Raw genomic sequence first — 23,984 nt, 5'->3', positions numbered from 1 at the left:
CGGCGGCCGGCGGCTACTTGTGGGCCGCCGCGTCGGCCTTCATCTTCGCGATGGCGGTGTTGATGTCGCCCATCAGCTTGGTGTCGGAGGTGTTCAGCGAGTCCGCGATGTCGGTGAAGTTCTTGGCATACGCGTGGATGTTGCTCGCCGAGTTCTTCATCTGCTCGTTGAAGGTGCGGTACGCCTCCTGCAAGGCGGGGCTGGCTTTCTCGAACACCAGGCCGTCGTGGAGCAGATTGGCGACCTGGGTCTGCAGATTGTCGAGCTCGTTGGAGATGTCGGTCAGTTTGGTGCCCATCCGTGTGGCCGCGCTGCGGATTTCGTCGTAATCGATCTTGATGTCGGCCATCGGGTCCTCCGAAGGGGTCGGTTGTCGGGTGGCGACGCGTGGACGGGCGGCTACTGGGAGGAGTGCACCTTGTCGGCGATGTCCTTGTCCATGTCCTGAACCGACTGCATGATCTGCCGGAACTGCTGCGCGTAGCCCTTGATGCTCTCGGTCGCGGCGGTAAGCGCGACGCTGAACTTGTCGTACTGGGCCTGGAGGGCCGGGCTGGCCTTGACGAGCACGAGGTTGGTGGTCAGCAGACTGTCGACCTCGGCCTTGGCCTCCTTCATCCGGGGCACGAGCGTGTGCTCGACGCTGTTGTCCAAGAGGTTGGACACCCGGGTGATCTCGGCGTAGCTGAGTTTGATGTTGGCGCCCATGGCGAATCTCCTCGAACGGAAGCGGAAGCGGGAACGGAAGCGGAGACGGGAACAGGAACGTCGGCGGCCGGCGGAGCGCGGCTCAGTCGACGCGGCCGCCGGGCGGCGGCTTGCCCACGTTGCGGTCCGGCTTTTCGTGTTTGCCGGAGGAGGCGTCCGCGTCGGCGAACTTGGGATCGCGCCGCCACTCGCCCCTGGGTCCGTCACGGATGTAGTGCTCGGTCGTCTTCCCGGAATGGCTGATCATGGTCCCGCTGCCGTCCTTCTCGATGGTGAAATCGGACGTGGCCGTGGTGCCGTCGCTCATCTTGGTGGTGATCGTGTAGTCGCGGACGTCGATCTTGTCCGGCTCGTCGCCCTTGTCGTCGCCGTCCGGAATCTCGACCATTTCCGGGGGGCCCTTGTACGTCGTGGTCGTCTCGTAGTTCTGCCCCTGCGGATTGGTGATCGTCGACGTCTCCTTGATGATGTTGTTGTTCTTGTCCAATTCGACACTGACGTCGATCTTGCCGTTCTTGTCCTCATAGTGAAACGAAGTCGGCGGTTTGTCATCGGGCTTGGGCGGCTCTTCGCCGGGATTGACGGGCGTGCCGTCCTCGCCCTTGGCGATCCAGGCGGCACACCACGCGGGCGCCTCCGGGTCGTGGCATACGTGTCGGATGGTCTCGTCCGGGTGGGCGCGGAAGTAGTCGGTGGCGCCGATCGAGGCGAGGTAGGCATCCCACTTGGCCTTGTCGGCGAGCCACTTGTCGTGCGCGGCCTTGGCGTTGCGCCATTTGTCGAGTCCCAGGCCGGCGGTGATCAGACCCGCTCCACCGGAGATCCTCGCGTCCTCGTTGAAAAAGAGGTCGGACACCGCCTTGAAGTTGTCGGCGAGCTTGTTCAAGCCCTCCTTGGCCTTGGCGGTGCGGGATCTCGAATGGTGATAGAAGCTGTTGAACGCGGTCGAGAGGCCGGAGGTGCCCAGCGCGGCCCGGCGTTCGGCGGCACCCGCCTCGCCCAGCTCACGAAATGCCCCGCCGGAGCCGGAATCGGCCTGATTGGCAAGGTTTCTCAGCTTCGTGTTGATCTCGTGCAGGTTGGTGTAGTCGATGGCGAAATCCGCCATTCGGATCTCCTGTCCCTCGCCCGACTCGCGTGGTGCGCCCGCGCTGCGAACCACTCCCATTTCTGTACGCGTCACATCCATCGGGGGTTCAATCGAGATTGTCGCGAGGAAGAATGAACCCGGCGAACCGAAAGCGCGTACAAAAGAGCGCCGTGGTTGCACGAATCGAGCGAGAGAGGCGCTTCGATGGCTCGTCCCGGGGACTGGAGTGCGCTCGGCCTCGACGGTGATCCCACTCCAGGCGACGCCGACCGGATCGACCGGGTGATCGCCGCGGAGCTCGCGTTCGTCGAACTCTCGCGCGACATCGACAACGGTCTGACCGAGGTCAAGAACACGTCGAGCACGATCTTCGTCGGCAAGACGGCGGATGCCCTGCGGGGCGTGATCGACGGCAACCTGCGCGACTACATCGCCACGTTCCGCAAGGCCCACGAGGACGTCCGCAGCGCCCTGACCCTCTACGTCGGGGTCATGCGCCACGAGCAACACCGCGCGGACACCGCCTTGTCCGCCGCCGCCGCGCTGGCCGCGGACGACGAGGAGGGCAGGGCCGCACACAAGGCCACCGCCACGGACGCCAAGTCCGTCCTGGCCGCCGCGGCCGACACCGCCGCGCGCAAGATGATCGCCGCCGGCCAGTCCATCGCCTCCCCCGTGGACGAGTGCGCGGAGTTCTGGAAGGCGCTCGGCTGGATCGCGATGATCCTGGCCATTCCGGCGATCTTCGTCGGCGGCCCGCTGGCGCTGCTCAGCATCGCCCTCAACGTCGCGCTCCTGATCAAGACCGCGATCGACTTCGCGCACGGCAAGGCGTCCGTCACCCAGCTCGTGTTGGGCATCCTGGGCATGATCTCGCCCACCACCAAGGGCCTGAGCCTGGGCGCCCTGTGGACCGGCATCAAGGGCGCCGGCGGCCGGGGGATCATCGGCACCAAGAACTTCTTCACCGGCGGCGCCAATTCGTTCGGTCTGTTCGGTCGGGTCGGATTGGGCATCGACGACGCGGTGGCCGCGGCGGGTGCGTGGATCAGGGGCGGCGCGCAGGGACTCAAAATCGGTCCCAATCTGACCCACATCCCCGGCATCGGGAAGTTGGGCGGCAACCTCGGGAACGGCATCAAGTTCTTCCCGCTCGGCGCCGAGCTGACCGTGATCAACCTGGCCGGTGCCAAGACGTTCTTCGGCCTGCGCGCGGTGGCGAGCACGATCAACGCGTTCAAGAATCTCGGTACCTCGATCGCGAACGGCCTGAGCGGCTTCAAGGGGCTGCGGCTGTTCCTGCCGGTGGCGGCCGACGAGATGGGCAAGGGCCTCGGGCTCGCCTTCCGGATCGGCTTCATCGACCGCGGCATGTTCGGCATGTACCGCTACGGGGCCTTCATCGACGGCAAGTTCATCGGTGCGGGCTCCAAGATCTCCGCCGGCGCGAACGCCGGGTTCAACGCGTTCGGGCACGGCGGCGAGCTGGTCAAGCTGCCCAATGTGCACCTCGGCAGCTTCGACTCGGTGCACATGGGTCCGCTCGGCGGCGCGTTCGACATGCCGTCGTTGTCCACGAAGTTCACCAACGGGTTCGGCCGATTCGACGTGATCGATCTGCCGTCGCCGAACACGTTCGGCACCGGCTTCCACGCCGGCAACTTCCCCGGCCTGGGCACCTTCCTCGACGACATGGGCGGACTGAACGCGCTCACGCACCTGCCCGGAATCGGCGCCAGGATCGCCGACATCCCCTCGTTCTCGTTCACCGGGTCGGGCCTGACGCACCTCGCCGGAAACATCTCCGTCCCGCACGGGATCACCGGCCTCGGCGCGACCGGGGTCAACGCGCTGCCGCCCGCGCTCGGCCACATCAGCATCCCGAACCTGGACACCGTCGGCGCCGGCGTGGCCAACAGGATGCAACTGGGCCTGCCCGGATCGAGCGCACTGGTGCACGACCTGCCCACGCCCGCCACGAGCGCGCACACCGGACTCGACGGCCTCGGCACCGTCGCCCTCCCCCAACCGGGCCACGTCGCGATGCCGGACGTGTCCACGCCGGCCCTGCCGCACGTCAACGTCTCGGGGATCGGCGCGCTCCCGCTCACCACGCACATCCAAACGCCGAACGTCGGCGCGATCGCGAACACCGGCCAGATCGTCACCCCTTCGGTCACCGCCGTCGGCGCCCTCGGGCACGTCGCGACGCCGAACGTCGGCGGCCTGCCCGCGGTCGCGCACGTGGCCACCGCCCACACCGGCACCCCGATCCACCTGGCCGACGTGAACACGCCCCACCTCGGCGGACTGCGCGTCGACGGCGAGACCTCGCTCGTCGGGCCCGGCACGAACGCGGTCGACGTCAAGGGCGTCCAGGGCCTCGGCGGCGCCGGCACACACATCGACGTCAACGGCAGCCGGGTGCTCCTCGGCGGCCCGTCGTCGGGCGCGGTGCCGGTCCACGCGACGCCGGGCGGCCTGCCGGGCGTCCCGGCGATGCCCGGCGGCCTCGCCGGCGGCACGCACCTCGTCCCGGCGAACGGGGCGGCGCACAACCTGAACGTGTTCATGATGCACGGCGTGCAGTACGACTTCGCGCACACGTTCGGCACCATCCCCGGCCTGAACGGCGTCGAGGTACGGGTCCTGCCGAGCACACAGGCCGGCCGTACCGTCGACATCCACATCGATCCCGGCGGTCGCGCCGACCTCTCCGCGACCCACATCACCGTCGGCGACCAGGAGGTGCTGCGGATCGAACGGGCCCTCGGGGACGGCGGCACGCACCGCTGGGACTACGAACTCAGCGCCGCGAACAACCATCGGCTCCTCGACGACCAGATCATCGACGCCCAGGTCACCGGCCCCGTCCCCGGGCAGGCCATCGAGCTGAACACGCTGCCCACCCCGCAACTCGCGCACACCACGACCACCGGGTCGACCGTGCCCGCCGTCGCCGGGCCGGGCCCGCGTGTCGTCGACATCCCGGGGCTGTCCGGCGCACACCTCGAATACCGCGTCGGCGACGGCGGCGGCATCGAGGGCATCCGGATCGCCGGCGGTCCGGACGCGTCGCACCCGAACGTCCCGCGCCTGATCGGTCCGACCGGGAACCACATCGCGCGCGTCGAGCAGTCCGTCGTGCCGAACGTCGAGGTCCGCCGCTGGGACTTCGACCTCTCGGCCGAGGGCGGGCGGCTCGACCGGATCGAACGGCGCATCACCCTCACCGGCGGCGAGCACGACGACACCCTGGTCGCGATCCGGGTCGACCCGAACGACCGAATCCTGGGCGTCACCCACGTCGACGGCGAAGGCAACCTCCTGCACACCGACCCGGACGCTCCGCCCGTGCGGGTCGTCGACGCGGGCATCGTCGTCCCCACGCCCGGCGGCTTCCGGCTCTACGACCCGGCGACCGGCACGCCGTCGGGCACCGGCCTGCGCCTGATCGGCAGGGACGGCCCGCTGGCGCTGCACGTGCTGACCCCGGACGGCGGCGGCGCCCGGGCCCTGGTCGGCGCGGACGCCGGCCGCACCCTCGGCGTCGTCTCCGTACCGGAACACGCCGGCGGCATGCTCCATGTCGTCCCGACCGGCACCGGCCCGAGCGTGCGGGTCTTCGGCGCCGACGGCCGCTTCTCGCACAACTCGCTGCCGCTGACCGGGATCGACCGATCGACCGTGGCCGGCGGCCACATCCGCTCGCCGCACGTCGGCACGCCCCAACTGGCGCACGCCGACGGCAGGCCGGTGCCCGACACCGATGTCATCCGCCAGATCGGCAACGAGTTCCGGATCCGGCACGGCGGCGGCCGGTTCCACGTGGACGCCGGCGGCGCCCGCGCCCACGACGTGGTGACCCTGACCACCCCCGACGGCGCCACGACGGGTCTGCACGTGTTCACCCCGGTCGGCGGACCGAACCGACTGCCGCACCTGCGCGCGGGCGACGGCGCGCCGACCACGACCGCGGCCGTGCGTACCGTCGACAACACGTTCCACGTCACCGGCACCGCCGGGCAGCCGCACGTGGTGCAGGTGCACACGCCCGGAGGTGCCCACTCGCACGACGCCCTGCCACTCACCGGCGGCGGCGCGCCGGGCGGCTTCATCCGGCTGCCCGACCACCCCGGCGGGCTGCCGCAACTCGCGCACGGCGACGGCAGGATCGTGCCGAACACCGACGTCGTCCGGCAGCACGGCGGCGGATACCTCGTGCATCACCCCGGGGGCACGATCGTGGTGAACGACGCGGGCGCGCATACCCACGACGTCCTCGGGCTGACCGGCGGTCACGGGCCCGGGCGGTTCGTGCACACCCCGGTGGGCACCCCGGACGTGCCGGTGCCGCATCCGAGCGACCGGGGCGGGGTACCCGACCCGAACCTCACCGTCACCCGGGTCGGCGGCGAGCTGCGGCTCACCGACCCCGACGGGTCGTTCGCCACGCACGGTCTCGACGGCGTGCACCGCCACGACGCGACCCACCTGCGCGGCGGCCCGTTCGAGGGCCGGTTCGTGCGTTTCGACGGCCGGGACGGCACGCTCGTCGACGGACACCTCGCGGCCGTCCCGAACACGCACGTCGTACCCCAGCCGGGGATCACGACCGAGGGCTTCGTGCGTCGGGCGGGCACGCCCGGTGCCGGCTTCCGGGTCGGCGACGGCACCGACCACATCATCGTCGACATGCACGGCGCGCACCGCTTCGACGTGGTCGGCCTGCGCGGGGCCGACGGCGCCCCGACCCACGAGTTCGTCTTCGCCCCGGTCCCGGTCGCCGGAGCGGCGGCACCCGGTCCGCTGCCGCTGGTCAAGGGCGCCGACGGCGGCAACCTCGGGTTCACGGTGGTCGGTCGTCCCGACGGCACGCTCCGGGTCACCGACGCCGCCACCGGGATGTTGCGGGGCTTCTCCGGCACCGGCGCGTTCGAGTTCCAGGTGTTGCGCCTGACCGGGGCCGGCGGTGCCGAACTGCCGGAACTGGTCCGGGTGCACCCGGGCGGGGCACACACCCTGGTCGACGACGGCCTCACCGACATCGCGAACCGCACCGTGCACACCCGCCCCGGCGGCGGGTTCCATGTCGGCGGCGCCGACGGCGAGTTCCGTCTGTTCGGCCGAACCGGCGGGCTCGACTTCCACGTGACGCCGCACCAAGTCCCGCACGGGGACGGCAACATCACCGTGTTCCGGGTGAACGACGGCACCGGAGCCCACCGGTTCGACACGATCCCCCTGTCCGACGCCCGGATCGGCAGCCCCGAGCACACCCGCTTCCTGAACATCGCGACGGGCGACCTGCGGGTCCTCGACGGCCATCTCGACCCGCTCCCGGGCCTGCGGGCGACCCCGGAACCCGGCGGCGGCTACCGGATCGACGGCATCGGCGCGCGCACCGGCGAGTTCCAGCGGTTCGACGCGGGCGGGCGCCTGGAGTTCCAGCGCATCGACATCGTCGGCACCCGAGGCGGAATCGACCCGAACCGACACTTCGAGATCACGTACCCGGCGGGCGGCGACGGCGCGTGGTCGCTGATACGCACCGACGCGCACGGCCTGCACGTCCCCACGCCGGGCCCGCGCAAGTGGTTCGAGGGCGGCCCGGTCGACCCGAAGGGTGCGGGCGCCGGCCGGGTACACCTGATCAGCCACCTCCAGGTCACCGTGTTCGAACGGCGCACACTGCCCGACGGCGGCATCCTCGACGCGCACCACTCGTCCGCGTCGCTGGGCACCTTCAGTCGGTTCAATCAGCGCGGCCGGTGGGCCGAGTTCGACATCAACGGCAACCTGGTGCACGACGGCACCCGGCACTGGGGGGAGAGCACCCGAAGCTGGTTCGACGTCGAGAGCGTGCTCGGCTTCGACGTGCGGGTCCGGCACTTCCAGCTCAGCGCGGACGGCGGGCACGTGCTGGCGGACCTGCGCCATCTGCCGGCGACCCAGGGGTTCGCCGCCGACACCAGGTGGGTGCGGTTCGACGCCGACTTCCGGGCGATCGCGTCCGGCGACCGGCACTGGAGTTCGGGTCCCGGCCGCGGCTGGACCGACAACATGCACCACCCGCTCACCAACGAGATCGTCACCGTCCAGAAGAAGTTCGGCCGCTTCCAACCCGGTCTGCACGACGTACGCCGCTACCACCAGGTCGAGTTGGACCCGGGCGGCGTGCCCAAGCGCGACTGGGTCTCCCGCCACGCCGACGGCAACGTCAACGGGCTCGGGAAGACCCTGCACAACGGCGACTTCCTCATGTTCGAGCGTTTCGCCGAGCAGCGACCCCCGGTGTTCTTCCGCAACCTGTTCAGCGCCGAGTTCCGCGCCACCGACCTCACCCGGCACCCGTGGCTGGCCCACGACAACCGGCTGCGGGTGGGGACCTGGAGCCAGGAGCCGGCGACCGGCGGCCCCAAGACGTACGGCGTGCAGTTCATCACCAACAACAAGACGGTGATCGACGTCGGGCGGGGCGGCGACATCGTCCGCGAGACCCGCACCCTGCGCAACGGCGCCACCCTCACCGTCGGCGACGTCCGGCTGCCCGACGTAGCCGGGGCGCAGGTGGCCCACCGCCCCGGCTACCTGCCCTGGTCCGAGGGCGTCGGCGGCCTGCAGGGTCACCGCACGTTCGTCGAGGGCGACTTCGTGGTGACCCCGGGCACGGGCACTCGGCAGATCACCTGGCAGGACCGGATCACCGACGACCTGGCCGACGGCAACTGGTACTCCCCCGGCACCAAGGAGTGGCGGGTGGTCCGCACCGGCTTCTCCGACGGCACCTTCATCGACTACCGGCCCAGGCCCGCCGGAGGTGCCGGCGAGCCTGGCCCGAACACCCGCGGCCTGATCGACGCGCACGCCGGCGACTGGACCCGGTACGACCACCACGGCATGGTCGTCTCCCGCTCGGACTCCTTCCCCACGCCCGACGGGAGGGGACACCTCGACATCGTCGGCACCATGGGGCGCAACCCGGGCGAGTTCCGGTGGCACGACGCGGCCGATCCCGGCGTCGGCGGCAAACGCATCACCGCGTTCAAGACGCAGATCACCCGGTTGCACTTCGACCGCGAGTCGTTCCAGGACTTCGACGCGGCGGGCAACCTGATCCGCGATCACCGACAACTCGGCGAGGGCCTGAGCGTGCAGGGCTGGCGCGGTCTCGACGCCGGGGGCAACGAGGTCTGGCACTGGAACAAGTTGGACGCGGACAACAACGTGATGAACTTCGGCAACGGCGTGGGCGACCGGATCCGGCACTGGTTCGACGCGAACGGAAACCGGCTCCCCGGCTGGACGAAGGGCGCCCGGTGGTCCGACCGGATCGCCGGCCTCGACCACGAGGTCGTCCAGGAGATCCCGGCGCGCAAACGCACCAACGCCTTCCGGGACTTCTTCACCGACAGCCCGTTCCGGGTGCGCGACTTCCGACCCACCCCCGCCACCCAATTCAACCGGCACCTGTGGCAGGAGTCCGACCAGGGCATCCTCGCGCAGGTGAAGATCCGGCTCTCGGACGACACGTTCGCGGAGATCAACAACTTCAACAAGCACGCGCGGCGCTACGACGTCGACGGCATCACCGTCATCAACGAGCGCACGATCCCCGGATACATCCACGAATACGACGCCAACGGCGGTGTCGTCATCGGTCGCGAGACCCACTTCACCGGCCTGGCCAACGAATACCGCGGCCTGAACCGCACCTACCGCGAGCCGAACCGCTGGGGCTACGGTCCGTCCGTCGACGGCGAGGCGGTCCCGGAGCCGTTCATCCTGCGGGCGATCGAGTCCATCGGTATCGACATGGGGCACGAGTTCCTGCTCGACTTCACCGTGAACCTCGTCGTGCTGTCCATGGTCCGGGTGCTCTCCGGCAACGGACTGAGCATGATCGACGTCGGACGCGCCGCGTTCGGCGCCGCGTTGAGCTCGATGACCAGGGGCACCGTCTCGGCGGCGCACCTGTCGGCCAACCGGGGCGGCTGGAAGGTGCACTGGTCCAACATCGACTACGGGCAGCCGGGGAGTTGGCGGCCCAACGACGACAGTTGGCCCACCGAGTGGGGGGCGAACGAACGCCCGGTCCGCTGGCGCGGCGGCACCTACGAGTTCGCCGTCGGCCTCGGCGTCGGCACCCTGGCCGGGTTCGTCAGCGGCGCGTCGCAGGCCGCGCTCTTCGGGGTCCGCGGCGCCGACGGCGCGATCATCAGACTCACCGGCGGCGACGCCGCGTTGGCCGGTCTGGCGTCCAGTGTCGGCGGGGTGCTGGGCACCGTCTCGGTCGGCGCGCTCCGGGCCCTGGTCCAGCACTCGATCGGCAGTCGGTGGGTGCACCGCCAGGGTCCGATGGACATCTTCCTGATCGGCGCCCTGGGCAAGATGGTCGACAAGCTCGTCGGCCTGCTGGTACTCGGTCCCGCGACCGTGCGCCTGATCGGGCACGTGCCGGACGGGACGTCGTCCGACAACCTACTGCCAGGATCGGGAACGGGTACCGGATGAGCACCGCGGCAATCCACGTCGACCCCACGAGCCGCCGGAGCCGACGCACCATCGCGGCCGCGCTCGCGGGCGCGCCCGCCGGCGCCGAGATCCTGATCGCGCCCGGCGAGTACACCGAGAACCTGCGGCTGGAGCGGCGCGTGATCCTGCGCCCGGAGCACGGCGAGGGCACCGTCGTGCTGCGCGCGCCCGCCGGCGTCGCGCTGACCGTCGCCGCCCCCGACTGCCTGGTCCGCGGCCTCGTGCTGCGGGGCGCCGACCCGGCCGAGCCGGTGGTCCGGGTGGAGGACGCTGCGGGCCTGACGCTGGACGGGTGCGAACTCGACCGCGGCCGGGTGGACGTGGTCGGCTCGGCGACGGCGGCCGGCGCCGCGCGCAACGCCGCACTCGGCTTCGCCGACACCCTGGCGGCCGACCTCGGCGATCCGACCGGCGGTGGCGTCCTGCTGCTGCGCCGAAGCCGGCTGCACGGCGCCCGGCACGGGGCCCTGGTCCTGGCCGGCGACGCCCGGGCCCGGGTCGAGGACACGGATGTGGAGACCATCGACGGCATCGGCGTGGCGCTGTCCGACCACGCGGTGCTGATCGCCGATCGGTTGCGGGTGTGCGACACCTCCGGCTCGGCGTTGCGAGTGCGCGGCGACGCGCGGCTGTCCGCCCGGGACAGCACGCTCGATCGCGCCGGGCGCAACGGTGTCCTGGTCGAGGAGCGCGGCGAACTCCGCCTCGACGACTGCCGGATCCGCGAGGCCGGGCGCAGCGGCGTGCAGGCCGACCACGAGGCCCGGGTGCACCTGGTCGACTGCCGGATCACCGACGCCAAGGGCAGCGCGATCGCCGGCGGCGGCGCGGCGCGACTGACCGCGCACGGCTGCCGGATCGACTCGCCGGCCGGCAACGGCGTGGTCGCGCTCGGCGTGTCCGAGGTGACGATGACCGCGACGCTGGTCGCCCGTACCGGATTCACCGCGGTCCACCTCGGCGAGAACGCCCGGGCCCGGATCGGCGGTTGCCGGCTCGACGGCAGCGACGAACACGGCCTCGCGGTGGTGGCCCACGCCGAGGCGGAGGTGCTGGACAGCACCGTCGGCGGGGCCGACATGTGCGGCGTGCACGTGGCCGACGAGGCCCGGCTGACCATGCGCGCCTCCCGGGTCGAGGGCGGCGAGACGGGGGTACGGCTGCGCTCGTCGGCGGAATGCGAACTGCGCGAGTGTGTGGTGAGCGGACAACGCCGGACCGGCGTCGAGATCGGGACCGACGCGGTCGCCGCGCTGTACGCGACGCGGATTGCCGAGACGGGCAGCGCGGGGGTCAGCGTCGACTCCGGCGCCCGGCTGCGGATGGACGGCGGCGGCATCTTCGCGGTCGGCGGCAGCGGGCTGGTGGTGGGGCAGGGCGCCGAGCCGACGGTGCGCGGCATCCGGGTGGACGGGACCGGGAAGAACGGCATCCTGTTCGGTGCGGGCGCGCGCGGGGTGATCGAACACAGCGACCTGTCGGCCTGCGCGTACCCGGCCCTGCACATCGGCCGCGACGCCGAGCCGAGGTTCGTCGGTTGCCGGGTCTTCGACTGCGCGCGGGACGTCGGCTACGCCGAGGGCGCCCGTGCGGTGTTCGAGGAGTGCGTGTCCGTCCGGGTGGTCGCCTCGTCGCTGCCCGACCAGTCGCCGGGATCCCCCCGGTCGCCGCGCGAGCCGGCCGCCCCGGGAGGCGGCCTCGCCCCGGCCGGCGCGTCGGCCGCCGCGCCGGCGCCGGTGTCGGTCGATCTGGCCGAACTGGGCGAGGCTCCGCCGCCGCCGGAGACCCTGGACGACCTGCTCGCCGAACTCGACGAACTCGTGGGCCTGGGCGGCGTGAAGCGCGATGTCGGCGGCATGGTCAAGCTCATGCAGACGGTGCGCATGCGGCAGGAGGCCGGTCTGCCCGCACCGCCGCTGAGCCGGCATCTGGTCTTCGCGGGCAACCCGGGCACCGGGAAGACGACCATCGCGCGCCTGTACGGCAGGCTGCTCAAGGCGCTCGGGTTGCTGGAGCGCGGCCACCTGGTCGAGGTCGACCGCAGCGCCCTGGTCGGCGAATACGTGGGGCACACCGGGCCGAAGACGACCGAGTCGTTCAACCGGGCGCGCGGCGGCGTGTTGTTCATCGACGAGGCGTACGCCCTCGTGCCCGCCGGTGTCGCGAACGACTTCGGCGGCGAGGCCGTGGCGACGCTCGTCAAATTGATGGAGGACCACCGGGACGAGGTCGTGGTGATCGTCGCCGGATATCCGGGCGAGATGGAGCGGTTCATCGCGTCGAACCCGGGTCTGTCCTCGCGGTTCACCCGCAGCCTGTTGTTCGACGACTATTCGGCCGACGACCTGGTGCGCATCGTCGAGCACCACGCGAGTCGGCACCGCTACGAACTCGGCGTCCCCGCACGCAAGGCGCTGGGCGAATTGTTCGCCGCGATGCCGCGTGGCGCGCAGTTCGGCAACGGCCGCACCGCGCGGCAGGTGTTCCAGCAGATGACCGAGCGTCAGGCCATGCGGATGGCCGAGATCGATACACCCGACGCGCGGCAGTTGGTCCTCCTCGACGAGGTCGACCTGCCGCAACCGGTCGGCTCCGACTGACCGCGCACGCCCCCTCGTCAGCACCGTGCCCATGAAGGAGATCTCGTGTCCGACCCCAACGACACCGGCGCGCACGTCGGTTCGTCGGCGCCCTCGTTGGCGCAGGTGTACGCCCGCCGCCCGGCCCGTCCCCGGCGCGGTCTGCTGCCGGGGCGTCGGGTGTGGGTGTCCCTCGGCTCGGCCGCGGGCATCGCCGCGGTCACCACGCTGGCCGTGGCCGTGGCCCCGAACGGCTCGGGTGGCAACGCGGCGGCCGGCCGGACGGTGGCCGCCGCCGCAGGGGCACCGGGGGGCGCGTCGACGGGGGGTCCGGGGGTGGTCGGCGTGCCGGGGGTGACCGGTTCGCCCGGATCGTCCGCCTCACCCACCGCCGCGTCACCGACGGGCGGCGGGGCGACGCCGCCCTCGGGTGGCGCTCCCGAGGTGCCCGCCGGCCCCGAGACGCCCGGTGCGGCCGGCCCGGGCGCGCCGGCCGCCGCACGGCCCCCCGCGGCCGAACAGCCCGCGACGAAACCGGATGCGCCCCGGCAGGTGCCCGCGGCCCAACCCACCACGGCCCGGCCCAAGGCCGCCGCGCCCCCGGCGGCACCGCCCGCTCCGCCGCCGAACGTCCCGGGCAACCCGCTGCGCAACCCGTCCACCGGCAAATGCCTGAGTGGGTCGGCGGGTTCCGACGGTACGCCGCTGGTCCTGTGGTCGTGCAACGGCAACGCGAATCAGAAGTGGGACATCCGCTCGGACGGCACGATCCGCACCAAGGGCCTGTGCATGGACGCGGCCTGGGGTTCCACCGCGAAGGGCACCGTCGTCCAACTCGCCTACTGCAGCGGCAATCCCGCCCAACAGTTCGTCCTGGTCGGCACCTACATCTTCACGAAGAACGCCGGCATGTGCGCCGACATCTGGGATTTCAAATCCAACGACGGCGCGGCGATCCGCCTGCACCCCTGCCACTACGGCGCGAACCAGGTCTGGCAACGCGGCTGACCCGGTAGCGGGGTCGCCACCGGGATGAGGCCATCCGGGTGGCGACCCTACGCACATCGATGTACGGCTCGTTCGTTCCCGTGCGTGATGACCCGGTTACCCGATCCGGGGATCCTGGACGTGTGCTCCCACCAGGAGAGCCACATCCCGCCCCGGAGGCAACCATGCGTACTCCCACCCGTTCCCACCGGCGAGCAACCCTGGCGTCGGCCACCGCCCTCGCCCTGGCAACCACCGCCGCCCTCGCACTCTGCACCCCCACCGCCACCGCCACCGCTGCCGCTGCCGCGCCCGACGCGGAGCCCTTGGAGTGCGCCCCCATCGTCGCCCAGGACACCCACGTCGGATTTCCCACCTGGCGCTGGGCGGACGTCCGCAACGACTGCGGACGCCGGGTGAACGTGAGCGTTCAGGTCTCGGGCTGGCCCGACCCGGAATGCCAATACCTCGCCCCCGGCGAAACCAAGCGCTTCCGCTGGGACTCCACCGGCGGCCCGGCCAACTACACCTGGGACTGCGGCGGCTGACCCCGCCTCACCCCCGGCCCCGCCCACTCGCCCGGCCGACGCGCCGCATCCACAGCGTGTCGGCCGGGCGCGACGCGTCGTTCCCCGCATTCGACATCGACATCGCGGCCCCCGATCGCCGTCGAATCGCGGCCGGATCGGGTGCCACGGATTCCGTGCGTGCTCAATGCGGGCGCGGCGCCGGCCTGAGCAGGGCCCGGACGAGGGTGTCCACCAGTGTGACGGGGATGCCCGACCCCGTCAGGGCGCAATAGACGATCGGGCCGACGAGGGCGTCGAGCGCGGCGTCCGGGTCGAGTTCGGGGGCGATCTCGCCGGCGTCGACGGCGCGGGCGAGCAGGTCGAGTTCCCGGTCGCGGCGTGGACCGAGGTAGCGCTCGCGCAGGCGCTCGGCGGTGTCGGGATCGTGGTGTGCCTCGGCAAGGAGCGCGAGCAGCACCTTGCCGGCGGGGTCGTCGGTGACGAATCGCGCGAAGTCGCCCAGGTAGTCACGGATGTTCGCCGCCGTGGCCTGCCCCGTCGGGATGGGAAAACGTTTGTCGCTGTCCTCGATGAGCGTGTCGAGCAGGATCTCGACCTTCGAGGGCCACCAGCGGTAGATCGTCTGCTTGGCGACGCCGGCCCGCCGCGCGATCGCCTCGACGGTCAGCGCGCGGAAACCGTGCTCGACGAGCAGATCGTCCGCGGCGTGCAGCACGGCCAACCGGGCGGTCTCGTCGCGCCGGTTGCCGGAGCGCGGCCTGCGGGGCTGAGTGTTCGCGACTGGCATGTGGGACACGATATCCGCCGGCGAGGCCCGTGCGATTGTCTAGACGCGACGTCGCGTCTAGACTGAGACTCCCACCACGAAGGAGTGCATGTGTCCACCACGTCCGATCGCCACGCCCTCGTCATCGGAGCCTCACAAGGACTGGGACTCGTCCTCGCCGACGAACTCGCCCGACGCGGTTGGCAGGTGATCGCCACGACCCGCCGGGACGGCGGCGAGCTGCAAGCACGTGCCGATGCCTGGAACGGGCGGCTCGAAATCGAACCTCTGGAGATGACGGACCCCGCACAGCCGGCCGCTCTGCGCGAGCGGTTGACGGGCCGTTCCCTGGATCTGCTCTTCGTCAACGCCGCGATCGATCGGGGCGACCTGCCGATCGACCGGGTCTCGACCGACATGTTCACCGAGGTGATGGTCACCAACGCGTTGAGCCCGCTGCACACGCTCGAAGCCCTGCGCACACTGGTCGCGCCCGGCGGAACCGTCGCGGTCATGTCCTCCGACCAGGGCAGCATCTCGCGCAACACCGAGGGCGGTTACGAGCTGTACAAGGCCAGCAAGGCCGCACTCAACCAACTGATGCGCAGCTACACCACCCGCCATGCCGACGACGGACACACCAAGCTGCTGATCGACCCCGGCCACAACCGGACCCGGCTCGGCGGATTCGACGCGCCACTCGCCCCGCAGGAGAGCATCCCGGCCGTCGTCGACGTCCTGGAGGCACAGGCCGGCGCCCCCGGCCTCCGGTTCCTGGACCGCCATGGCGAGACCGTCCCGTGGTAGACCTCCGGCCGGGGCACCGGCGCCGCGCCGCGAATACTCGGATGCGGCGACGCCGGCTCGCCTCTAGGCTGCCGCCCGGCGGGCGCCTGCTCGGCGCCCGGTCGACACGGTCGGTCGGTGGAACGGGGATACCAGGGAATGACCTGTCAACTCTTTGCGGTCTGCTTCGATGCGAACCAACCGGCGCGGCTCGCGCGCTTCTGGTCCGGAGTCCTGGATCGGGAGATGATCGACGATCCGCACGAGGGCGTCGCGCTCCTGCCCGGTGACGGGACCGGGTTCCGCATCCGGTTCCGGCCGACCTCGGAGCCGAAGGCGGGCCAGAATCGGCTGCACTTCGACCTGACGAGTACCTCCCCGGAGGACCAGCGGCAAACCGTGGCCGGGGCGCTGGAACTCGGCGCACGGCACACCGATGTCGGCCAACGCCCGGAAGAGGGTCACGTCGTGCTCGCCGACCCCGAGGGCAACGAGTTCTGCGTCATCCGGCCGGGCAACGAGTTCCTCGCCGGTTGCGGCTTCCTGGGCGCGGTGTCCTGCGACGGCTCGCAGGAGGTCGGCTACTTCTGGAGCAAGGCGTTGGATTGGCCGCTGGTCTGGGATCAGGACCAGGAGACCGCGATCCGCTCGCCGCTCGGCGGTTCCAAGATCACCTGGGGTGGCCCGCCGCTGATGCCCAGGCTCGGCCGGGACCGCCTGCACTTCGACCTCGTCACACCCGCCGACGGGGATCACCGGGCGGAGGTCGACCGGCTGCTCTCCCTCGGCGCGACCCTGGTCGACCCCGCGCCGGACGAGACCGGCCGGGTGACGATGCTCGACCCCGACGGCAACGAGTTCACCGTGGCGACGCCCCGCTGACCGACCGGCCCCGGCCCGCTCACCCGACCAGGCGCAGCCAGGCCGCCGCGAGCGCGGCATGCCCGGCCGGCGTCGGATGCACACCGTCGGCGGCCCAGTACTCCGCCCCGGTCGTCGCGGCGAGTTCGGCGAACATACCGTCGGCGGCGAGCAGATGCGCGCCGTACCTGCGGGCGAGTTCGCGCACGACCTGGATCTTCGGGTCCAGGTCGGCGCGCCACTCCCGCCGCACGTCCGCGCCGAGTCGCATGTCGCCGACCTCGACGGGACCGCTGATCGGCAGGAGGAACGGCTCGATCAGGATCAGGTCCACGCCGGCCTCGGCCAGGGGCGCGAGCAGACGGTCGTAGCCGGCGGCGAAGTCCTGCGCGGAGATCACGTGGCCGTCCGGGGCGTAGGTGTGCCAACCGACGTCGTTCATGCCGACGAGGATCGACAGCACGTCCGGGCGCGCGTCGAGCACGTCCGCCTGCCAACGGGATTCGAGGTCCGACACCTTGTCGCCCGCCTGCGCGGAGTTCAGCCAGGTCACGGCCCGGTCCGGGCACCGGAATCCCCACTCGCCGGCGACCCGCAGCGGGTAGCCGAACCCGAGACCCTGCTCGCCGGCCGACCGTTGGCAGTCGGTGATCGAATCGCCGGTGAACATCACGGTGCTGCCCGGCCGGAGGGTGATCGTCATGTGCGCTCCTTGAAATGCATGGGGAATGGAAATCTCGCGTCGGTGGTGGGTTCGCGCGCCTTCAGGCTTCCGGGCCGCCGAACCACCGGTCGGCGGCCTGCTCGAACGCACCGCGATCCGGGTCGCGATCACCCACCCAGGCGACCACGCCGTCGGGACGGACCAGCACCGCGCCCAGGCCGAGGTCGTTGCACGCCGGACCGGCCGCGTATCGGATCCGGCTCTCCCGGCCCATCTCCGCGCCGTGCAGGGGCCGGTCGGTGCCGAAGTCGAGTGCGACGCCTCGTCCGTCCCGCATCAGGTCGCCGAGGCGAGTGCCGTCCCGGAGCCGAAAGTCCGGGGCGTTGCGGCCGACCAGCGGGTGTTCGCCGCCGAGGTCGTGGCGGTTCGAGGATCCCGACAACCTCTCGAACACGTAGGTCGTGCCGTCGCGTGTCCCGAGCAGGTCGCGCAACACACCCTGGATCGCCCGGGCGTGCGGGTCCGGCTTCATCACCGCGGCCTGGGCGCGCGTCCAGTCGAGCACTCCCGCACCGATCGCGTGGCGCTCGCGGGTGTAGGTGTCGAGCAGGCCGTCCGGCGCGTGTCCGTGCACGGTCGCCGCGAGTTTCCAACCCAGGTTCACCGCGTCGCCGAGGCCGAGGTTGAGTCCCTGTGCACCGAGGGGCGAGTGGATGTGGGCGGCGTCGCCCGCGAGCAGGACGCGCCCCTGCCGATAGGTCGTCGTCTGCTTGGCCCGATCGGTGAAGCTCGACACGAGATGCACGTCGTTCAGCGTCACGTCGGTGCCGGATACCCGGCGCAGCACCGCCTGCAGATGCTCGCGAGTCGGCCGCCCCGAACGATCGAACGCGCCGCCGTCGAACTCCAGCATGCCGATGTACCCGGCCGCGGGCGTCCGCAGGTACATGCCGGTCGGCGTCGGATTGAACCCGGGGCGCAACTTTTCCGGATCGGCGATGTCGGCGAGTACGACGTAGCCGGTGAACTGCGGCTCGCTGCCCACGAAGTCGAAGCCCGCGAGCCCGCGCACCGCGCTGCGTCCGCCGTCACAGCCGATGACCCAGCGCGCGGCGTACTCGTGCTCGCCGGCTCGCGCGACCGCGCTCTCGTCGTCCTGCGCGATCGCGGAGACCGCGACGCCGCGCCGGACCTCCACGCCGAGCTCGGCCGCCCGCTCGGACAGCACCGCCTCGACCGCTTCGAGAGTCGTCATCACGCCGTCCGCGGCCGGGCCGGGAAGCCGGAACGGCAGGGCGGCGACGTCGACGTCGGCCGGATCGAGCATCATCCCGGCGAAGTGGCCCACGCCACGAGGGGGTGACGGCTCGTCCGCGTCGGGTTTCGCGTCGGGATCCTCGTCGATGCCCGACGCCGTCAGGAGCGCACGCAACATCCCTCGGCGGTGGAAGATTTCGACCGACGCGGCCGACAGGCCCCGCATGCCGAGCGGGTCCGCCTTCCACGGGGAGCGGGGTTCCGGATCCCGCTCGACCACCAGCACCGAGCAGCCCGCAAGGCTCGACTCGCAGGCCAGGAGCAGACCCACCGGGCCGGCCCCCACGATCACTACGTCATGCACGAGAACTCCCTTCCCGCCTCCCCGTCCTGTTCTCGGAGGCATGCACACACTGACCCGGGCCGCTCACACGAGGCACACACGGCGCTGACATGGGCGGCACACCCGGGGTACCGCCCGGACAACCGCCATGCGCAAGGCACCCGCGCACGAAGCGCCCGCGCGGAACCGCCCGCATGCGAAGGCACCCGTACACGGAACGCCCACGCGGAACCGCCCGCATACGAAGGCACCCGCGCACGAAGCGCCGCCCGTACATGGGCGAAAGGCTCGCTCGCCGCCCTGATTTGGTGACTCGACGGTGCGCGCGCAAGGATCGGCGGATGGACGGGGGTGCGCGGCTTCGCGTCACGCTGCTCGGTGCCGTTCGGGCATCGCGTGGTGGTGCCGCGCTGCCCGTTCCGGGTGCGCGGTTGCGGGCGCTGCTCGTCCGGCTGGCACTCGCCGGCGGGCGCGCGGTCGACGAGGGTGTCCTGGTCGACGCGATCTGGGCCGAGGACCTGCCGGCCGGCCCCGCCCACGCCCTCCAGGCACTCGTTTCGCGGCTGCGTCGGATCCTCGGCTCGGCCGGCGACGTCGCTCGGGTCGCGGGCGGCTACCGGCTGGACCTGGCCGCGGCCGACGTGGACGCGCTGCGATTCGAGCAGCTCGCCGCGGCCGGCCGGGACCGCCTGCGCGCCGGTGACGCGAATGCCGCGGCGGCCGTGCTCGGCGAGGCCGTGGAGTTGTGGGGCGACCGTCCCGGAGCCGAGCCCGCCGCCGTCGCCGCGGTGGCACCCGCGGCCGCGACCCGGCTGGCCCACACCTCGGTGGAGGCCGTCGCCGACCTCGCCGCCGCCGAGCTGTCCCTGGGCCGTGCCGACGCGGCCGCCGCCCGGCTGACCGCCCTGCTCGCCGAGCACCCCGGGCACGAGCGGGCCGCCGCGCTGCTCATGGACGCGCTCGCCGCCCAGGGTCGCCAGGCCGATGCCCTGGCCGTCTACGAGCAGGTCCGCGCGGCCCTGGCCGACGTCCTGGGCACCGACCCGGGCGCCGCCCTGCGCGAACGCCATCTGCGCCTGCTGCGCGCCGAGCGACCCGCGCCCGACCTCACGAGGAAGCCGCGGTCGAGCAACCTGCCCACGCCGCTGACCAGCTTCGTCGGGCGGGCCGACGACCTCGCCCGGATCGACGCACTGTTGGCCGGCGGGCGTCTGGTCACCGTGCTCGGTCCGGGCGGCGCCGGCAAGACCCGGCTCGCCGTCGAGGCCGCCCGCCGCCACCACCACGAGTACCGCGGGGGCGCCTGGCTGATCGACCTCGCCGCGGTCACCGAGCCGGCCGAGGTCGGCGCGGCGCTGCTCGCCGCGCTCGGGCTGCGCGGCCCGGCGCTGTTCGAGGCTTCGACCGAGCTGCGCGACGACCCGGCCGGCGAGCCGGCCGTGCTCGCCGAGCTGCTCGGCGGCCGGGAAACCCTGCTCGTCGTGGACAACTGCGAACACCTGATCGACGCCGTCGCGCACCTGCTCTCTGCGCTGTTGAGCCGCTGCGCCGACCTGCGGGTGTTGGCCACCAGCCGGGAGCCGCTGGCGATCGACGGCGAGGCGCTGGTCCCACTGGGCCCGCTCGCCCTGCCCGCGGCGGACGCGGACGTCGAGCAGGCCCGCCGTACCGCGTCGGTGCGCCTGTTCACCGAGCGGGCGGCGGCGGTGCGGCCCAGTTTCGACGTCGACGAGCACAACCGCGGCGAGGTGCTGCGCATCGTCCGCAGCCTGGACGGCCTGCCGCTCGCGCTCGAACTGGCCGCAGCCCGCCTGCGTACGCTCTCGCCGGCCGACCTGGCCGCCGGGCTGTCCGACCGGTTCCGCCTGCTCGGCACCGGCAACCGGTCCGCGTTCCCCCGGCACCGCACGCTGCGGGCGGTCATCGCGTGGAGCTGGGACCTGCTCGGCGCCGACGCGCGTACGGTCGCGGAGCGCATCTCGGTCCTGCCCGGCGGCGTCACGCCGGTGTCGGCCACCGCGCTGTGTGCCGGCACCGCGGTGCCGGCCGGCGAGGTCCCGGAGTTGCTCGCCGGCCTGGTCGACCGGTCGTTGGTGCAGCTCGCGCCGGACACCGGCCGATACCGGATGTTGGAGACGATCCGCGAGTACGGCCTGGCGCGCCTGGCCGAGCAGGGTGTGCTGACCGGGGTGCGGGGCCTGGCCGCTCGTGGCTTCGCCGACCTGGTCGCCCACCACGACCCGCTGTTGCGCGGCCCCGGACAGCGCGACGCACTGCACGTGTTGCGCGCCGAGTACGACAACGTGCTCGCCGCCCTGCGCCACCTCTGCGACCTCGGCGATGCCGGCGGTGCGATCGGGCTCGCGCTGAACCTGACCTGGTATTGGCAGATGTCCGGTGGGCAGCGCGACGCGGCCTACTGGCTCGGCGAGGCGGTCGCGCTGCCGGCCGAACGGCCGAGCGTGCAGCGCGACATCGCCGAGGGGATGTTGCTGCTCAACACCATCTCCACCCGGAGCGTGCTTCTCAACGACGCGATCAAGGAGCGCCGCGAGGAACTGCGGGCGCTCACCGACCGGTTGGCGAGCCATCCGGAACTGCCGGGCTTCGGCGGCGCGTTGGTCGCGCTCAGGTTGGCCTCCCTGGCGGAGGCCGAGGCGTCGCCGACGCTCGTCCGGCGGTCGGCCGACGGGCCGGACGGGTGGTCGGCCGGGCTGGCCCATTTGTTCCGCGCCCAGTTCGCCGAGAACCGGGGCCGGCTCGACCGGGTCCGCGACGACGTGACCGCCGCGCTGGAGTGCTTCGCTCGGGCGGGCGACCGGTGGGGCCTGGCCGCGGCGCTGCCGCTGCGCGCGCTGTTGCGCCAACACGACGGCGATCTCGAAGGCGCACTGGCCGACTTGGACGACGCCAAGCGGCTGGTGGGCGAATTCGGGTCGCTCCGCCTCGGCGACGAGATCTTCATCGACCTGCGCTGGATCGACCTGAACATGCGGCTCGATCGGAGCGCGCGGGCGATCGAGATGATCGCCGCCACCCGGGAGCGCGCGCTGCGCTCGGCCTCGCCCGAGATGGCGATTCTGCTCGACGCGCGGGAGGCGGGCCTGCGGGTGCGGCTCGGTGACCTGGATCGGGCGCGCGCGCTGGTCGAGTCGGCCGAGGCCGGGCTGCGGTCCGCGCGGCTGCCGTCCGACGGCGACCACGGGCAGGCGCTGATCGGCGTGGCCCGGGCCGCGCTGTGTCTCGAACTCGGCGACGGGTCGGGCGCCGAGGCGGCACTCGGGCGGGCCTACGCGGCGGCGGTCGACAGCAACGACATGCCGATTCTGGCGACGGTGGCGGTGACCGTGGCCGGCCTCGCCGCGCGGTACGGGCGCCACCGGAACGCGGCCCTCGTGCTCGGCGCGGCGGCCCGCCTGCGCGGCGCCCACGACCGTACCGATCCGCCGGTCCGCACGCTGACCGACCGAGGGCGGGCCGCGCTCGGCGACGAACTCTTCGCCGAGGCATACGACACGGGTTGGCGGCTCGACACACCGGCGGCCCTGGCCCGCGCCGATCCGGCCCACCTGCGCCGCGCCGGCGGGATGCACCGTAGTTAGGCCGGAACGCCCGGGGACCCGTCGAGCGTCGGGGACGCGGGCCAGTGCTGGGCGGTGAACAGGCGGGCCACCAGGGCGCCTCGGGTCGAGACGTCGGTCTTGGCGAAGATCGTCTTGAGGTGGTCGCGAACCGTGTGCGGCGAGATGAACAGCGCCGCGGCGATCTCGGCGGTGCTCAGGCCGCGCGCGGTGAGCTGGGTGATCTGGAGTTCGCGCGAGGTCAGGCCGTACGCCTCGGCGACCAGCACCGCCAGGTCGGCGGGCGTCGCGGGCTCGATCACCAGGGCCACCGGGCCGGGCCGGCCGCCGGGTCCGGTCAGGCACGAGGCGTGGCAGCTCAGCCAACGGCCTTCGGTGGTCCGGATCCGCACCCGGGCGCTGCCGCGGTCGCGGCCGTCGGCGATGGCGCGGGCCTGGAGCGCCGTACCGAGCACCCAGATCGGCAGCCTCAGCCCGAGCGCCGTGGGAAACGACGGCCCCTCGGGCAGCCGCGCGAGGTGCCCGCGTGCCTCCTCGTTGGCGGAGGTGGCCTCGCCCGCTTCGTCGAAGAGGATCAGGCCGGGCGCGGGGGAATCCGTGCCGGGCGTCGACGCGGGCGACCGGGCGAACCTGCGCAGCCGCCCGGCCAGCGGACGGGACAGCTCGGCGAGCAGCGCGGTCTCCTCCGGGCGGAAGGCGTCGGTGGTGCGGAACAGGCTCACCAGGCCCCACGGCCGGTCGCCGATCCGGAGCACCGCGCGCAACTCGTCGTGTACGCCCTGGTCCAGCAGCAGCCGGCGGAACCGGGCGCTGCGGCCGGGCAGATCGCCGGTGGCCGCGCGCAGCCCGGCCGCCGGTACACCGGCCCGGGCCAGGTCGCGGAACGGCAGCACGTTCTCCTCCAGCAGTTCGCTCTGCCAGTAGGCGGCGCAGCCCTCGCCGGAGCCCATGTTCTGCACCAGCATCGGTGCGGTGATCAGGCCGGTCTCCGGGTCGGCGGCGGTCCACACGGCCGACTGGAACGGCACCTGCCGGCGCAGCCGGGCCGAGACGCGGCCGAACAAGTCGAGGGCGTCGGCGGCCTGTTCGGCCGCCGCGAGCACCCCCCGGTGTGGATCGCTCATGCCTGTCCCCCATCGATCGGCCGCCGGGCGCCCGCGCCTTCCGGTTGCCCAGCCTGGTCTGTCGCCCCATCGCACGGAACCCCTCGTTCGAGGGGGTTGTTCCCTGTCGATTCCCCGGCCGCGAGGGATGGGACTCCCCGGCGCGGGCGGACAGGGTCGGTGGCACACGATCA

14 protein-coding genes are annotated in these 23,984 nt (G+C 72.2%); 7 read left to right on the top strand and 7 right to left on the bottom strand.

Translation table 11 applies throughout. The features are described 5' to 3' along the window. Window positions 1–13: 13 nt before the first annotated feature. From ACH4U8_RS12065 to ACH4U8_RS12055, 3 genes are all read right to left on the bottom strand, one after another. Window positions 14–349, bottom strand: a complete 336-nt coding sequence (locus tag ACH4U8_RS12065; protein ID WP_360306814.1) for a WXG100 family type VII secretion target — start codon at window positions 347–349, stop codon at window positions 14–16. Window positions 350–399: 50 nt separating this feature from the next. Then, window positions 400–708, bottom strand: coding sequence for a hypothetical protein (locus tag ACH4U8_RS12060; RefSeq protein WP_360306811.1), 309 nt, complete (start codon window positions 706–708; stop codon window positions 400–402). Window positions 709–790: 82 nt separating this feature from the next. After that, window positions 791–1,978 carry a serine/arginine repetitive matrix protein 2 gene (locus ACH4U8_RS12055; protein WP_395777297.1) on the bottom strand — a complete coding sequence of 396 codons (1,188 nt, stop codon included), beginning with the start codon at window positions 1,976–1,978 and terminating at the stop codon, window positions 791–793. A gap of 24 nt (window positions 1,979–2,002) precedes the next feature. Here ACH4U8_RS12055 and ACH4U8_RS12050 point away from each other — a divergent pair, with 24 nt between their 5' ends. The 4 genes from ACH4U8_RS12050 to ACH4U8_RS12035 all read left to right on the top strand — a co-directional run bounded on the left by ACH4U8_RS12050 (window position 2,003) and on the right by ACH4U8_RS12035 (window position 14,447). Next, window positions 2,003–10,312, top strand: coding sequence for a hypothetical protein (locus tag ACH4U8_RS12050; RefSeq protein ID WP_395777295.1), 8,310 nt, complete (start codon window positions 2,003–2,005; stop codon window positions 10,310–10,312). Then, window positions 10,309–12,933, top strand: a complete 2,625-nt coding sequence (locus tag ACH4U8_RS12045; RefSeq protein WP_395777293.1) for a right-handed parallel beta-helix repeat-containing protein — start codon at window positions 10,309–10,311, stop codon at window positions 12,931–12,933. Before ACH4U8_RS12050 ends, ACH4U8_RS12045 begins: the two co-directional genes overlap by 4 nt. A gap of 45 nt (window positions 12,934–12,978) precedes the next feature. Beyond that, on the top strand, window positions 12,979–13,920 hold the full coding sequence (locus ACH4U8_RS12040; protein ID WP_395777291.1) for an RICIN domain-containing protein: 942 nt from the start codon (window positions 12,979–12,981) through the stop codon (window positions 13,918–13,920). A gap of 164 nt (window positions 13,921–14,084) precedes the next feature. Then, complete coding sequence (locus ACH4U8_RS12035; protein WP_395777289.1) at window positions 14,085–14,447, top strand: hypothetical protein; 363 nt, start codon at window positions 14,085–14,087, stop codon at window positions 14,445–14,447. A gap of 163 nt (window positions 14,448–14,610) precedes the next feature. On the opposite strand, the gene ACH4U8_RS12030 is transcribed toward ACH4U8_RS12035, so the two are convergent. Next, entirely contained in the window at window positions 14,611–15,216 is a 606-nt protein-coding gene (locus ACH4U8_RS12030; protein ID WP_360306795.1) for a TetR/AcrR family transcriptional regulator, read from the bottom strand. A gap of 90 nt (window positions 15,217–15,306) precedes the next feature. Here ACH4U8_RS12030 and ACH4U8_RS12025 point away from each other — a divergent pair, with 90 nt between their 5' ends. Together ACH4U8_RS12025 and ACH4U8_RS12020 are read left to right on the top strand one after the other, a co-directional pair. Then, on the top strand, window positions 15,307–16,002 hold the full coding sequence (locus ACH4U8_RS12025; RefSeq protein ID WP_395777287.1) for an SDR family NAD(P)-dependent oxidoreductase: 696 nt from the start codon (window positions 15,307–15,309) through the stop codon (window positions 16,000–16,002). A gap of 138 nt (window positions 16,003–16,140) precedes the next feature. Beyond that, complete coding sequence (locus tag ACH4U8_RS12020; protein ID WP_395778193.1) at window positions 16,141–16,863, top strand: VOC family protein; 723 nt, start codon at window positions 16,141–16,143, stop codon at window positions 16,861–16,863. 19 nt (window positions 16,864–16,882) lie between these two features. Here the strand turns inward: ACH4U8_RS12020 and ACH4U8_RS12015 are convergent, their stop codons facing one another. Next, complete coding sequence (locus ACH4U8_RS12015; protein ID WP_395777285.1) at window positions 16,883–17,545, bottom strand: GDSL-type esterase/lipase family protein; 663 nt, start codon at window positions 17,543–17,545, stop codon at window positions 16,883–16,885. Between the two features lie 61 nt (window positions 17,546–17,606). Continuing rightward, complete coding sequence (locus ACH4U8_RS12010) at window positions 17,607–19,127, bottom strand: FAD-dependent monooxygenase (protein WP_395777283.1); 1,521 nt, start codon at window positions 19,125–19,127, stop codon at window positions 17,607–17,609. 320 nt (window positions 19,128–19,447) lie between these two features. On the opposite strand from ACH4U8_RS12010, the gene ACH4U8_RS12005 reads away from it, so the two are divergent. Next, window positions 19,448–22,708: an ATP-binding protein gene (locus ACH4U8_RS12005; RefSeq protein WP_395777281.1), complete on the top strand. Its 3,261-nt coding sequence runs from the start codon at window positions 19,448–19,450 to the stop codon at window positions 22,706–22,708. Here the strand turns inward: ACH4U8_RS12005 and ACH4U8_RS12000 are convergent. Next, window positions 22,705–23,811, bottom strand: a complete 1,107-nt coding sequence (locus ACH4U8_RS12000; RefSeq protein ID WP_360306780.1) for a helix-turn-helix transcriptional regulator — start codon at window positions 23,809–23,811, stop codon at window positions 22,705–22,707. The genes ACH4U8_RS12005 and ACH4U8_RS12000 overlap by 4 nt on opposite strands. Window positions 23,812–23,984: the final 173 nt, after the last annotated feature.

Origin of the sequence: Embleya sp. NPDC020886, assembly GCF_044333915.1 — a bacterium.
Lineage (GTDB): Bacteria > Actinomycetota > Actinomycetes > Streptomycetales > Streptomycetaceae > Embleya.
Note: the sequence above shows the minus strand (reverse complement) of the source record. Positions and strands in the feature narration are given on the sequence as shown.

Bases quoted from the DNA above. Each gene is read 5' to 3' on its own strand.
- ACH4U8_RS12065 (WP_360306814.1), bottom strand. From the start codon at position 349: ATGGCCGACATCAAGATCGATTACGACGAAATCCGCAGCGCGGCCACA.
- ACH4U8_RS12060 (WP_360306811.1), bottom strand. From the start codon at position 708: ATGGGCGCCAACATCAAACTCAGCTACGCCGAGATCACCCGGGTGTCC.
- ACH4U8_RS12050 (WP_395777295.1), top strand. From the start codon at position 2,003: ATGGCTCGTCCCGGGGACTGGAGTGCGCTCGGCCTCGACGGTGATCCC.
- ACH4U8_RS12045 (WP_395777293.1), top strand. From the start codon at position 10,309: ATGAGCACCGCGGCAATCCACGTCGACCCCACGAGCCGCCGGAGCCGA.
- ACH4U8_RS12035 (WP_395777289.1), top strand. From the start codon at position 14,085: ATGCGTACTCCCACCCGTTCCCACCGGCGAGCAACCCTGGCGTCGGCC.
- ACH4U8_RS12030 (WP_360306795.1), bottom strand. From the start codon at position 15,216: ATGCCAGTCGCGAACACTCAGCCCCGCAGGCCGCGCTCCGGCAACCGG.
- ACH4U8_RS12020 (WP_395778193.1), top strand. From the start codon at position 16,141: ATGACCTGTCAACTCTTTGCGGTCTGCTTCGATGCGAACCAACCGGCG.
- ACH4U8_RS12015 (WP_395777285.1), bottom strand. From the start codon at position 17,545: ATGACGATCACCCTCCGGCCGGGCAGCACCGTGATGTTCACCGGCGAT.
- ACH4U8_RS12005 (WP_395777281.1), top strand. From the start codon at position 19,448: ATGGACGGGGGTGCGCGGCTTCGCGTCACGCTGCTCGGTGCCGTTCGG.
- ACH4U8_RS12000 (WP_360306780.1), bottom strand. From the start codon at position 23,811: ATGAGCGATCCACACCGGGGGGTGCTCGCGGCGGCCGAACAGGCCGCC.